Genomic DNA, 13,241 nt, shown 5'->3' with positions numbered 1-13,241 from the left:
TTAAATTTGATAACAGTTAATAAAAGTTGTCAAATCAAGGATTTTTAAGAAAATAAATGCAATAAACTCCTTGCTTTTTCCAAAAATTAATGTATAATGGTAAGGTATGCTATTGAGCATATCTGTGGGAGGTAAAAATCTTAATTACCGCCAAAACCACAACAGGAGGATTTTATAAATGGCTAAAAAAGTCGAAAAAGTTGTTAAACTTCAAATTCCTGCTGGTAAAGCTACACCAGCTCCACCAGTTGGTCCAGCTCTTGGTCAAGCAGGTATTAACATCATGGGATTCACTAAAGAATTTAACGCTCGTACAGCTGATCAAGCTGGCATGATTATCCCAGTTGTTATCTCAGTATATGAAGATAAATCATTTGATTTCGTAACTAAAACTCCACCAGCTGCTGTTCTTTTGAAAAAAGCTGCAGGTGTTGAAAAAGGTTCAGGAACACCTAACACAACTAAAGTTGCAACAGTTACTCGTGCACAAGTACAAGAAATTGCTGAAACTAAAATGCCAGACTTAAACGCTGCAAATATTGAATCTGCAATGCGTATGATTGAAGGTACTGCTCGTTCTATGGGATTCACTGTTGTTGACTAATCAATAGCAACCCAATCTGTGATTAATTGAGGTAACCACACTGTACCGTTGAGATTAATTCACGTTAGACCCGCAAGACTTCATCGTAATTTGATGAGTGACGTGGGAGATTTTAAATCAAATCGATATGACCACATTACAAGGAGAATTTTAAATGGCTAAAAAAAGCAAACAAATGCGTGCTGCACTTGAAAAAATCGACAGCACAAAAGCTTACAGCGTAGAAGAAGCTGTGGCTCTTGCAAAAGAAACTAACTTCGCAAAATTTGATGCATCTGTGGAAGTTGCATACAAACTTAACATTGACGTTCGTAAAGCAGACCAACAAATCCGTGGTGCAATGGTATTGCCAAACGGTACTGGTAAAACACAACGTGTTCTTGTATTTGCACGTGGTGCTAAAGCTGAAGAAGCTAAAGCTGCTGGTGCAGACTTCGTTGGTGAAGATGACCTTGTTGCTAAAATCAACGACGGTTGGCTTGACTTTGACGTAGTTATCGCTACACCAGACATGATGGCTATCGTTGGACGCCTTGGACGTGTTCTTGGACCTCGTAACCTTATGCCAAACCCTAAAACTGGTACAGTAACTATGGATGTTGCTAAAGCAGTTGAAGAATCTAAAGGTGGTAAAATCACTTACCGTGCTGATAAAGCAGGTAACGTACAAGCTATCATCGGTAAAGTATCATTTGATGCAGATAAATTGGTTGAAAACTTCAAAGCTATCCACGAAGTTGTCGTTAAAGCTAAACCAGCTACTGCTAAAGGTACATACATGACTAACTTGTCTATCACAACTACACAAGGTGTAGGTATCAAAGTAGATCCAAGTTCATTCTAATGTGATGATACAACAGAAAATCCGTTTCGTTGAAACGGATTTTTTTATGGACTGTGTGATTAATATAGAAAACAAAAAGGGAGTGTTTTGTCATTGTGACATCGTGATTTTGAAACCTTGAATCTTTCAAAATTCAGAGAATTTTGCTAGGTAAAACAGGTAAATTATGATAAAATAGTAAAGATAAAAGAAGGAGTAACTTGTAGTGGAACCTAAGTATAAACGTATTTTAATTAAATTATCTGGTGAAGCGTTAGCTGGTGAAAAAGGTGTGGGAATCGATCTTACAACCGTTCAAACTATCGCAAAAGAAATTGCTGAAGTACATAGTTCAGGTGTTGAAATTGCTTTGGTTATTGGTGGGGGAAATCTTTGGCGTGGAGAACCAGCTGCTGCAGCTGGTATGGATCGCGTACAAGCCGATTACACTGGTATGTTAGGTACAGTGATGAATGCCCTTGTAATGGCTGATAGTTTGCAACAATATGGAGTTGATACTCGTGTTCAAACAGCTATTCCAATGCAAAATGTAGCAGAACCTTATATTCGTGGTCGTGCACTTCGTCATCTTGAAAAAGGTCGCATTGTTATTTTTGGTGCTGGTATTGGTTCACCATACTTTTCAACAGATACAACAGCTGCCCTTCGTGCTGCTGAAATTGAAGCAGAAGCTATTTTAATGGCGAAAAATGGTGTTGATGGTGTCTATAATGCCGATCCTAAGAAAGATGCTAATGCCGTGAAATTCGATGAATTGACACATGGCGAAGTCATTCAACGTGGACTTAAAATTATGGATGCAACAGCTTCTACTCTTTCAATGGACAATGATATTGACCTTGTTGTCTTTAACATGAATGAAGCTGGTAATATTAAACGTGTTGTCTTTGGGGAATCCATTGGTACAACTGTTTCAAATAAAGCTGAACACCACAAAAAATAAGAAATGAGGATTAATAAAATCTATGGCTAATGCTATTATCGAAAAAGCTAAAGAACGCTTTGAACAATCACACAGTTCATTGGCACGCGAATTTGCAGCTATCCGTGCTGGTCGTGCTAACGCATCTCTTTTGGACCGTATCCAAGTAGAATACTACGGTGCCATGACACCACTTAATCAATTGGCTTCTATCACCGTTCCAGAAGCACGTGTTCTTTTGATTTCACCATTTGATAAATCATCTTTGAAAGATATTGAACATGCTATCAATGCTTCAGACCTCGGTATTAACCCCGCGAATGATGGTTCAGTGATTCGTTTGGTTATTCCTGCGCTTACTGAAGAAACTCGTAAAGAACTTGCTAAAGAAGTGAAAAAAGTTGGTGAAAATGCTAAAGTTGCTATCCGTAATATCCGTCGTGATGCTATGGACGAAGCTAAAAAACAAGAAAAAGCTAAAGAAATCACTGAAGACGAATTGAAAGTTCTTGAAAAAGATATTCAAAAAGCAACTGACGAAGCTGTTAAACACATCGATGCTATGACAGCTAACAAAGAAAAAGAATTGCTTGAAGTCTAATCAAAAAAGAAGGTATGGGGGTGGACTTTCCACCTCCTTTTATAAAGGAAAGAATACATGAATAATTTACTTGCCACTATTATCACAGGTCTTGTGATTGATGAGAATGCGAAAGCGTATTTTGTGCAAAAAGATGGCGTGACTTTTATGCTAGATAAGGCAGAAGGTGAGCATAAGATTGGCGATATGGTCAAAGGGTTTGCTTATACTGATGTGCACCAAAAAGCTCGTTTGACAACAGCTGACGTTGCCACAACACGTACGACTTATGGTTGGGGTGTCGTGACAGAAGTACGTCGTGATTTGGGTGTCTTTTTGGACACTGGACTTGCGGATAAGCAGTTTGTTGTTTCACTTGATGTGTTGCCAGATATGAAGGAATTGTGGCCTAAAAAAGGTGATAAACTCTATGTTCATCTGGATGTGGATAAAAAAGACCGTATCTGGGCAATTCCAGCGCAGCCAGAAGTTTTCCAAAAAATGGCTGGACCTGCTTACAATAATATGCAAAATGAAAAATTGCGCGCCATTGTCTATCGTTTGAAACTATCTGGAACATTTGTTTATCTCCCAGATAATAACATGCTTGGCTTTATTCATCCAAGTGAACGTTATGCTGAACCACGTCTTGGTGAAGAAGTAACAGCACGTGTCATTGGTTTTCGCGAAGTTGACCGTACGCTTAATTTGTCATTGAAACCACGTTCGTTTGAAATGTTGGAAAATGATTCTCAAATGATTTTGACGTATTTACAATCAAATGGTGGTTTTATGACCTTGAATGACAAATCATCGCCAGCTGATATTAAAGCAACGTTTGGCATCTCAAAAGGTCAGTTTAAAAAAGCGCTTGGCGGCTTGATGAAAGCACGAAAAGTCAAACAAGACCAATTCGGAACAGAATTAATTGACGAAGAAAAATAGCTTTGAAAAAGAATCCTGATGTTTTAGAAAGTGATGAATAGTATTTTTGAGCAATAAAAAAAGCTTGCCCAAAAAAGCTTAAGGTTTGGAATTAAATAAACTTGCTATTTAGTTTTCGGACTCGAGAAAAAATGTTCAGTGGACCGACTCGCTTTTCAATTTTCAGGCTCGTGAAAAAAATGTCCACTGGACATTTTTTTGCTATAATATATTCACCATAATTTGGAGGTCATAGAATGGAACGTGCGATTTTTGCGGGTGGTTGTTTTTGGTGCATGGTACAACCTTTTGAAGAGCAAGAGGGGATTCTATCTGTTCGTTCGGGTTATACTGGGGGACATGTTGCAAATCCCACTTATGAGCAGGTTAAGGCGCATGAGACTGGTCATACAGAAGCGGTAGAAATCATTTTTGATGAGGAAAAGATTTCTTATGCGGATTTAGTTGAGATTTATTGGGCACAGACGGACCCAACGGATGCTTTCGGTCAGTTTGAAGACCGTGGTGATAATTACCGCCCTGTTATTTTTTATAGCGATGAGCGTCAGCGTCAAATAGCAGAGCAGTCAAAGGTAGCTTTGCAAGCTTCAGGTCGTTTTAAAGAGCCAATCGTAACAGCAATTGAGCCAGTTCAACCATTTTATTTGGCAGAAGATTACCATCAAGGTTTTTACAAGAAAAATCCTGAGCACTATGCCGAAAGTAGTACCATTAGACATCAATTTTTAAAGGAGAATTGGCAATGAGAAAATCATTTTATACTTGGTTAATGACGCAACGTAATCCTAAAAGTCATGAGCCAGTAGCCATTTTAGCGGATTTAGTTTTTGATGATACAACTTTTCCGAAACATACTGACAATTTTGAAACCATTAGTCGTTATTTGGAAGATGAAGCAGATTTTGCCTTTAATCTTAGCGAATTCGACAAAATTTGGGAAGAATACTTAGCGCATTAAGAGGTGAATCACCTCTTTTTTTGTGTAACAAAGCTGGTACAATATCATAAGAAATTTATTCTCTGTGAATTTGCGTGAATCGGCTTTATTTTCAAACTTTTTGTGCTATAATGGATGGCAATTACGATACAAAAACATAGAAATTTCAAGGGAGAGTGGGCTATATGCACGTAGATCAAATGATTTAACTCAATAACTGGCATTTGATAGGCTTTTAACTGACTTATAGGTCTGTCTAAAAGAAATCAAATTTTAAAATCTTATTTTGTTAATAATCTATGACTCTATGGAGAGTCTGACATATTTTAAGGAAATTTACTATGTTTAAAAAATCGTATCGTCATAATATTGCTTTAGTTGGAGCAAGTGAATTTTTCGGTTTTTTCGGAATCACAAGCTTCTGGCTTCTCTTTCTTAGTCAACATGGCATGAGTTTTGGTCAAATTGGGATTTTAGAAAGTCTTTTTCATCTGACCAGTCTCTTGTCTGAAGTGCCTTCAGGTGTCCTAGCTGACCGTTTTACTTACCGTACAAATCTTTATTTGGGACGTTTGATGTCAATATTGTCGTGTCTATTTATGCTATTTGGGCAAGGTCATTTTTGGATTTATGCATTTGGAATGGTACTGAACGCATGGGCATACAATTTTGATTCTGGCACAAGCACTGCCATGTTATTTGAATCGGCTAAAGAAGCAGGGTTAGAGGACAAGTTTCTCAAATTTTCAAGTTTTGTGTCTGCTGTTGCTGAAGCAACAAGAACGTTAGGCGCTGTTGTTGCAGGTTTTTTTGTTCATGGTTTATTGGATATGACGTATGTTATCCAAATTTTCTTCTCTTTGATAGTCATTATTTTGATTACTATGATGAAAGAGCCAGCGTTTAAGAAAGAACGAGAAGAGCCTGCAAGTTTATCGTGTATTTTAAAAACGGTTGTTCAGGAATTTAAAGTGAATCGACACTTATTTTATTGGCTCATCACTAGTCAAGTTTTTTGTGTCATGATGTGTATGTTTTATTTTTACTATCAAAATGAATTAGATATTTTCCCGTCATGGCAGATTAGTTTGCTGATGCTTATCTCTAGTGTTATCAATATTGGGGCTGTTTGGTTGGCAAGTAAGATTGGTAAACGGTTTAAAGCAGTCGCTCTTCTTCCTATCTTAGTTGGGGTGACGGGAATGCTTTACGTTTTAGCAATCACGAAATTACCTCTGATTTATATGATTATTTATTTGATGGCAGATGGGCTTTATGCTTTCTTTTTACCAATCTTTAATAATGATCTTCAAGTGATGATTCCAAGCGATGTGAGAGCCACAATGCTTAGTGTTACTGCCATGTTTTTCAGTCTGTTTATGATAGTCATTTTTCCGATGACTGGCTTTTTGATTGACTGGTTGGGTTTTTCACTAACATTTCTACTTTTAGGTATTGTATTAATGCTTTTAGCTCCGCTTTTCATTTTGAAGCGCAATGATTTGAAATAAAGATAGTTAAGAAATCACGCAAGTCGTGATTTTTTATGTTAAATAAGCTATAATAGGCTTATCAAATACAAAAGAAAGAGGGACTCTATTTGCAAGAGTATTCTGTTGAGATAACATTAAATCATCCTGATGATGTATTGGCGTTGTTTGGGTCAAATGAACGTCATTTGAAGCTGATTGAAGATAATCTTGGCGTTATTATCCATGCACGAACTGAGCGTGTGCAGATTTTGGGAGACGATGAGAAAAGTGTCGAGCTTGCGCGTGTGACTATCCAAGCGCTTTTGGTTTTGGTTTCGCGTGGGATGCTGGTTAATACATCAGACGTTGTGACAGCTCTTTCCATGGCACAGAATGGTTCAATTGATAAATTTGTTGCACTTTACGAAGAAGAGATCATTAAAGATAATTCTGGAAAGCCTATCCGTGTTAAAACTTTGGGACAAAAAGTTTACGTGGATAGCGTCAAATCACATGATGTGGTTTTTGGGATTGGACCAGCAGGAACTGGGAAAACTTTCTTGGCAGTAACTTTAGCGGTGACAGCTCTCAAACGTGGACAAGTCAAACGTATTATTTTAACGCGTCCAGCTGTTGAAGCTGGTGAAAGTCTTGGCTTTTTACCAGGGGATTTGAAAGAAAAAGTTGACCCTTATCTTCGTCCAGTTTATGATGCCCTTTACCAAATTTTAGGAAAAGAGCAAACAACACGTTTAATGGAACGTGATATTATTGAAATTGCTCCGCTGGCTTATATGCGTGGACGAACACTTGATGATGCTTTTGTGATTCTTGATGAAGCACAAAATACGACAATTATGCAAATGAAGATGTTCTTGACACGCCTTGGTTTCAATTCGAAAATGATTGTTAACGGTGACACTAGCCAGATTGACTTGCCTAAAAAAGTTAAGTCTGGTCTGATTGATGCGACTGAAAAATTACAACACATTAAACAGATTGATTTTGTCCATTTTTCAGCTAATGACGTTGTTCGTCATCCAGTTGTTGCTGAAATCATCAATGCTTATGAAAAAGCTGCACCAAAACAGCGCAGCTATTCTCTAAAAGTGTCAGAAGAATCTGTGGCTGAGTCAGGTTTTGCAAGCTATGAAACAATTGGTCAACCAGCTAGTGATAAAGAAGCAAATAATGATTAGAAAGAAAGTGGGACAGTTACAGGTCAATCATAAATTGGTGATGCAGGTAATGACCTTTACAAAGCTGCAACAGTAGCAGTTGTCAATAAATTCCACAACGCTATGGTTGGTGAATTAGAATACATCCATAACCCTAACGGAGACGAACAAGTTGCTATGATTGAACGTGGAAGCAAGGGAGCTGTTCTTGTCACCCTTGTCAGCGGCGACAAGTATTTGGATTCTGAAACAAACTTGGCAGATGGTACTTACACAGACCAAGTTTCAGGACGCCAGTTTAACGTTTATAACAAAGAGGTTTGAAATGATGATAGACTTATGATTAGAACTAATCCTTAACACTTCTCCTTGAAGAAGTAGCTTTACCCTGAGCTACTTCTTTTTCACAAGAAGATCAATCTTGCTATCAGTTAAAAAGTGAAAAACGATGAAAGTTGACCTGCTAAATTCTTGAGATAGTGGGGATGAGTGTTGTAAAGCGTACAGTAGCGGGCTTTATTTTATTATGGTATAATAGCCTTGATATAATTAGTTTGAAAGAAGATTTATATGTACGTTGAAATGATAGATGAAACTGGTCAAGTTTCAGAAGCAATTAAAAAACAAACCCTTGATTTATTACAATTTGCAGCTGAAAAGACAGGTAAAGACAATAAAGAAATGGCCGTGACTTTTGTGACAAATGAACGTAGTCATGAGTTGAACTTGGAATACCGTGACACAGACCGTCCAACAGATGTTATCAGCTTAGAATACAAACCAGAATCAAGTCTGTCATTTTCAGAAGAAGACTTAGAAGAAAATCCTGAACTGGCTGAAATGCTAGATGAATTTGACGCATACATCGGTGAATTATTCATTTCGGTTGATAAAGCGCGTGAACAAGCAGAAGAATATGGACATTCATTTGAACGTGAAATGGGCTTCCTTGCAGTACATGGTTTTTTACATATCAATGGTTATGATCATTACACCCCTGAAGAAGAAAAAGAAATGTTTACTTTACAGGAAGAGATTTTAACTGCCTATGGACTCAAGAGACAATAATTCACCTAAAAAGTGGAAAAATCGTACGTTAGTAGCGAGTATGGAATTTGCCATTACAGGTATTATCACAGCTTTCAAAGAAGAAAGAAACATGCGCAAGCATATGATTTCAGCTATTTTGGCGATCATAGCTGGCACTGTTTTTCGAATTTCGGTGACTGAGTGGCTCTTTTTGCTACTGGCAATTTTTTTAGTCATCACGTTTGAAATCATTAATTCGGCGATTGAAAATGTGGTCGATCTTGCTAGCAATTACCATTTTTCAATGTTAGCTAAAAATGCTAAGGATATGGCAGCGGGTGCGGTTTTAATAATTTCAGGCTATGCTGTTTTAACAGGATTGATTATTTTTGTACCGAAAATTATTGCCTTGATTTTTGCTGAATAGCCAAAACTTAGTTAGAGAGAATTGAAAGGAGCAGGGCGTTTAACGTCCTTTATATATTATGTTTAAATCAGGTTTTGTAGCGATTTTAGGTCGCCCAAATGTTGGAAAATCAACATTTTTAAATCATGTTATGGGGCAAAAAATTGCTATCATGAGTGATAAAGCTCAAACTACTCGTAATAAAATTATGGGAATTTACACGACGGATACGGAACAGATTGTCTTTATTGACACACCTGGGATTCATAAACCTAAAAATGCACTTGGTGATTTCATGGTAGAATCTGCTTACAGCACTCTTCGAGAAGTTGAAACAGTCCTTTTTATGGTGCCTGCTGATGAAAAGCGTGGTAAGGGGGATGATATGATTATCGAGCGTTTGAAGGCTGCTAAAATTCCTGTTATCTTAGTCATTAATAAGATTGACAAAGTGCACCCAGACCAACTTTTGGAACAAATTGATGATTTCCGTAGTCAAATGGATTTCAAAGAAATTGTGCCAATTTCAGCTCTTCAAGGGAACAATGTTGAAACATTGATGAACATTTTGAAAGATAATTTGGAGGAAGGGTTTCAATATTTCCCTGAGGACCAAATTACTGACCACCCAGAACGTTTCTTGGTGTCAGAAATGATTCGTGAAAAAATCTTGAAATTGACTGAACAAGAAGTGCCACATTCTGTTGCAGTTATCGTTGAGTCTATGAAACGTGACCCTGAAACGGATAAAGTGCATATCCGTGCGACAATTATGGTTGAACGTGATAGCCAAAAAGGGATTATTATCGGTAAGCAAGGGGCAATGCTCAAGAAGATCGGTAAAATGGCACGTCGTGACATTGAAATCATGCTTGGTGACAAGGTTTACCTTGAAACATGGGTTAAAGTTAAGAAAAATTGGCGTGATAAAAAACTTGACCTTGCTGACTTTGGTTACAACGAGAAAGAATATTAAGCGTAGCTTAGGTAGTTTTGTCAAAAATAACACTAAAACAGAGTGCTTGTTTAAAAGCAGCACTCTGTTTTATAATAAGCGTAGAAATGTTAACTCAAGAATTAAATAAATTTTAGAAAGGATAGAGGTTCTCAATTGAACCCGAGCGGAAAAGCTAGTGAAAAAGATGATGCGACTGGAAAATTAGGATTTTCCGCCTCATCCTTATTTGTTAAATTTTGTTTAGAAAGGAGTGCCAAGCGGTTGGTTGACTAGAACCCGCCTACGACTCTTTGAAAAAAGATAATCTTTCCTAGGTGTCTTATCACCTTCGTCAAGATTCCTATTTTTCTTTGAGTCGCTTAACGGCTTGGTATCGTATTGTTATGCCTGAATTACCTGAGGTTGAGACGGTTAGACGTGGTTTGGAGAGTCTGATTGTTGGTCGAAAAATTGTAGCTGTTGATGTTCGTGTGCCTAAGATTGTCAAGACAGATTTGGTGGCGTTTGAGACTGGGATTTTGGGGCAAACGTTTCAGAATATTGGAAGGCGTGGAAAATATTTACTATTAATGTTGAATAAGCAGGTGATTATTTCTCATTTGCGAATGGAAGGTAAGTATTTGCTTTTTCCAGAACAGGTGCCTGATAACAAACATTTTCATGTTCTTTTTCAACTTGATGATGGGTCAACGTTGGTTTATCAAGATGTTCGTAAGTTTGGGACAATGGAATTGTTGTATCTAAATCAGATAGAAGCTTATTTTCAAAAGAAAAAGCTCGGTCCTGAACCGACAAAGGAAACATTTGACTTATCAGAGTTCACTAGAAAATTGAAGGCTTCCAAGAAGATTATCAAGCCTTATCTTCTAGACCAAACTTTAGTTGTGGGGCTTGGAAATATTTACGTTGATGAGGCGCTTTGGGCAGCGAAAATTCACCCAGAACGTGTTAGTTCGAGTTTAACAGATTCGGAAATAGCTTTGTTGCATGACGAGATTATTCAGATTTTGCAGCTAGGGATTGTAAAAGGTGGAACGACAATCAGAACGTATCATAATGCCTTTGGTGAGGATGGCAATATGCAGCAGTTTTTGCAAGTTTACGGTAAGACGGGCGAACCTTGTCCACGTTGTGCAACGCCGATTGAAAAAATCAAAGTAGGAGGTCGTGGGACACATCTTTGTCCTGCATGTCAAAAACGATGACAAAAATTATTGGAATCACTGGGGGAATTGCTTCAGGAAAATCAACAGTTGTGGCTGAAATTCGAAAGCAGGGCTATCAGGTTATTGATGCAGATCAAGTTGTGCATGAATTGCAAAAAAAAGGTGGCAAGTTGTATCAAACTTTAGTTGAATGGCTTGGACATGACATTCTGCAAGAAAATGGAGAGCTTGACCGTCAAAAATTAGGACACGCTATTTTTGGAAATAAAGAGATGATGGCAAAATCGTCAAGGTTGCAAAATGAGATTATTCGCCAAGAATTAGCTAATCGTCGCAATCAATTAGCCCAGACAGAGGAAGTCTTTTTCATGGATATTCCGCTGTTGATTGAGCTTGATTATATGGATTGGTTTGATGAGGTCTGGTTAGTTTATGTTGATGAAAAGACGCAGTTAGATCGTTTAGTGATGCGAAATCATTACACACGTTCTGAAGCACAACAACGTATTGCAAGTCAAATGTCAACAGAAGCTAAAAAAGCTTACGCTGATAAATTACTAGATAATCGTGGTAATCTACAAACGCTAAAAGGGCAGGTTGATCAATTGTTAAAAACATTATCGGACTGATTTTTAGCTGTATTTTTAGTGATTAAAACATAATACTTGTATAGGCAACTGTCTTTCTCATTTGACTAATATTGTGCTATAATATCAATTGACGTTTTTTAGAAAAGAGGGTGAACAATGATTAACAGCGAAATTAATTGGAAACAGAATTTGCGGGTAGCTTGGCTTGGTAACTTTTTTACCGGGGCAAGCTTTTCGCTTGTTATGCCTTTTATGGCTTTATATGTTGAACAACTTGGAGCACCTCAAAATAAGGTAGAATGGTATGCTGGTTTAGCGGTGTCACTATCAGCTTTGACTTCGGCTCTTATTGCTCCCGTATGGGGACGTTTGGCAGACCGTTATGGTCGTAAACCAATGATGGTAAGAGCAAGTTTGGTGATGACTTTTACCATGGGGGGGGTAGCTTTTGTTCCTAACGTTTTTTGGTTATTAGTCTTGCGTATCTTGAACGGTTTGTTTTCTGGTTATGTCCCTAATTCAACAGCCTTGATTGCCAGTCAAGCTCCCAAAAATCGTTCAGGTTATGCACTTGGAACACTAGCAACTGGTGTTATCGGTGGTAGTTTGGTAGGACCGTTATTGGGTGGTGTTCTTGCTGAAATCTTGGGTATTCGTCAAGTTTTTCTTTTGGTCGGTTTTATTTTATTGATTTGTAATCTGATGACTATTTTTCTTGTTAAAGAGGATTTCCAACCAGTTACTAAGGCAGAAGTTCTATCAACACGTGACCTATTTTCATCAATTAAGGATAAGCAAATTTTAATTGGTCTTTTTGTGACTAGTATGATTATCCAAGTATCAGCACAATCTATTGCTCCAATTTTGACCTTGTATATTCGTCATCTGGGTCAAACGGAGAACTTGATGTTTGTCTCGGGTTTGATTGTGTCTGCACTAGGATTTTCAAGCATGCTCTCAAGCTCGACTCTTGGGAAAATTGGTGATAGAATAGGTAATCATAGATTACTTTTGATTGCTCTGTTTTATAGCTTTAGTATGTATGTGCTTTGCGCCCTTGCTCAAAATTCATTACAATTAGGCATTGTCCGCTTTTTGTACGGTTTTGGTACGGGTGCATTGATGCCGAGTATTAATTCATTGTTGACTAAAATCACACCACGCGAGGGAATTTCACGTATTTTTAGTTATAATCAAATGTTTATGAATATAGGACAAGTTATTGGACCTTTTATTGGGTCAGCAATCGCAACTGATTTGGGATACCGTTCGGTTTTCTATGTGACTAGTCTTATCGTCTTTATAAACTTTGTTTGGAGCCTTATCAATTTTAGAAAATACTTGAAAGTTAAGGAAATTGTGTGAGAGTAAAGATTAATTTAGAATGTAGCAGTTGTGGCAGTAAGAATTATTTGACAAGTAAAAATAAAACAACTCATCCAGAGCGTATTCAAGGTTTAAAATATTGTCCGAAAGAGCGAAAAGTGACCTTACATATTGAATCTTAGGGATTTTTATGTTAGAATAATCAAGACCATAGTGTAGGAAAGGAATAGAACTCAGACTGAAAGTGCCAAATCATGACCAACTCAATTGATTTGAAAATAACT

Annotated in this window: 17 protein-coding genes; all 17 read left to right on the top strand. The window is 37.5% G+C overall.

What is annotated here, in order from left to right:
• The first annotated feature begins 178 nt into the window (after window positions 1-178).
• The 17 genes from rplK (at window position 179) to rpmG (ending at window position 13,139) form a co-directional block, all read left to right on the top strand.
• Window positions 179-604 carry a 50S ribosomal protein L11 gene (gene rplK, locus E8M05_RS08155; RefSeq protein WP_003065913.1) on the top strand — a complete coding sequence of 142 codons (426 nt, stop codon included), beginning with the start codon at window positions 179-181 and terminating at the stop codon, window positions 602-604.
• Window positions 605-758: 154 nt separating this feature from the next.
• Complete coding sequence (rplA, locus tag E8M05_RS08150) at window positions 759-1,448, top strand: 50S ribosomal protein L1 (RefSeq protein WP_003065909.1); 690 nt, start codon at window positions 759-761, stop codon at window positions 1,446-1,448.
• 205 nt (window positions 1,449-1,653) lie between these two features.
• Window positions 1,654-2,391 (top strand): UMP kinase, encoded by a 738-nt coding sequence (gene pyrH / locus E8M05_RS08145; protein WP_003065905.1) that lies wholly within the window; start codon window positions 1,654-1,656, stop codon window positions 2,389-2,391.
• Window positions 2,392-2,413: 22 nt separating this feature from the next.
• Window positions 2,414-2,971 carry a ribosome recycling factor gene (gene frr / locus E8M05_RS08140; protein WP_003065902.1) on the top strand — a complete coding sequence of 186 codons (558 nt, stop codon included), beginning with the start codon at window positions 2,414-2,416 and terminating at the stop codon, window positions 2,969-2,971.
• A gap of 57 nt (window positions 2,972-3,028) precedes the next feature.
• Window positions 3,029-3,895 (top strand): CvfB family protein, encoded by an 867-nt coding sequence (locus E8M05_RS08135; protein ID WP_003065900.1) that lies wholly within the window; start codon window positions 3,029-3,031, stop codon window positions 3,893-3,895.
• Window positions 3,896-4,131: 236 nt separating this feature from the next.
• Complete coding sequence (gene msrA / locus E8M05_RS08130; RefSeq protein WP_003065898.1) at window positions 4,132-4,641, top strand: peptide-methionine (S)-S-oxide reductase MsrA; 510 nt, start codon at window positions 4,132-4,134, stop codon at window positions 4,639-4,641.
• A complete protein-coding gene (locus E8M05_RS08125) occupies window positions 4,638-4,853 on the top strand; it encodes a YozE family protein (protein WP_003065897.1) in 216 nt (71 codons plus the stop codon). Before msrA ends, E8M05_RS08125 begins: the two co-directional genes overlap by 4 nt.
• A gap of 320 nt (window positions 4,854-5,173) precedes the next feature.
• Window positions 5,174-6,343: an MFS transporter gene (locus E8M05_RS08120; protein WP_003065895.1), complete on the top strand. Its 1,170-nt coding sequence runs from the start codon at window positions 5,174-5,176 to the stop codon at window positions 6,341-6,343.
• An 89-nt stretch (window positions 6,344-6,432) separates the two neighbouring features.
• Complete coding sequence (locus E8M05_RS08115) at window positions 6,433-7,503, top strand: PhoH family protein (protein WP_003065893.1); 1,071 nt, start codon at window positions 6,433-6,435, stop codon at window positions 7,501-7,503.
• 102 nt (window positions 7,504-7,605) lie between these two features.
• Window positions 7,606-7,806, top strand: a complete 201-nt coding sequence (locus tag E8M05_RS08110; protein ID WP_003065890.1) for a hypothetical protein — start codon at window positions 7,606-7,608, stop codon at window positions 7,804-7,806.
• A 246-nt stretch (window positions 7,807-8,052) separates the two neighbouring features.
• On the top strand, window positions 8,053-8,550 hold the full coding sequence (gene ybeY, locus E8M05_RS08105; RefSeq protein ID WP_003065889.1) for an rRNA maturation RNase YbeY: 498 nt from the start codon (window positions 8,053-8,055) through the stop codon (window positions 8,548-8,550).
• Complete coding sequence (locus E8M05_RS08100; protein ID WP_003065887.1) at window positions 8,531-8,938, top strand: diacylglycerol kinase family protein; 408 nt, start codon at window positions 8,531-8,533, stop codon at window positions 8,936-8,938. The genes ybeY and E8M05_RS08100 overlap by 20 nt, the downstream gene beginning before the upstream one ends.
• 58 nt (window positions 8,939-8,996) lie before the next feature.
• Window positions 8,997-9,893, top strand: a complete 897-nt coding sequence (gene era / locus E8M05_RS08095) for a GTPase Era (RefSeq protein ID WP_003065885.1) — start codon at window positions 8,997-8,999, stop codon at window positions 9,891-9,893.
• 365 nt (window positions 9,894-10,258) lie between these two features.
• Complete coding sequence (mutM, locus tag E8M05_RS08090; protein ID WP_041973274.1) at window positions 10,259-11,080, top strand: DNA-formamidopyrimidine glycosylase; 822 nt, start codon at window positions 10,259-10,261, stop codon at window positions 11,078-11,080.
• The gene (gene coaE / locus E8M05_RS08085) at window positions 11,077-11,670 is read left to right on the top strand and encodes a dephospho-CoA kinase (RefSeq protein WP_282184897.1); all 594 of its coding nucleotides are present in this window, start codon (window positions 11,077-11,079) and stop codon (window positions 11,668-11,670) included. The genes mutM and coaE overlap by 4 nt, the downstream gene beginning before the upstream one ends.
• 117 nt (window positions 11,671-11,787) lie before the next feature.
• The gene (locus tag E8M05_RS08080) at window positions 11,788-12,996 is read left to right on the top strand and encodes a multidrug efflux MFS transporter (RefSeq protein WP_117566810.1); all 1,209 of its coding nucleotides are present in this window, start codon (window positions 11,788-11,790) and stop codon (window positions 12,994-12,996) included.
• Window positions 12,993-13,139, top strand: a complete 147-nt coding sequence (gene rpmG, locus E8M05_RS08075; protein ID WP_013852139.1) for a 50S ribosomal protein L33 — start codon at window positions 12,993-12,995, stop codon at window positions 13,137-13,139. The genes E8M05_RS08080 and rpmG overlap by 4 nt, the downstream gene beginning before the upstream one ends.
• The last annotated feature ends 102 nt before the right edge of the window (window positions 13,140-13,241 follow it).

It is taken from the genome of Streptococcus pasteurianus (assembly GCF_004843545.1).
In the GTDB taxonomy this organism is placed as follows: domain Bacteria; phylum Bacillota; class Bacilli; order Lactobacillales; family Streptococcaceae; genus Streptococcus; species Streptococcus pasteurianus.
This window is presented reverse-complemented; position numbering and strand designations above follow the sequence as displayed.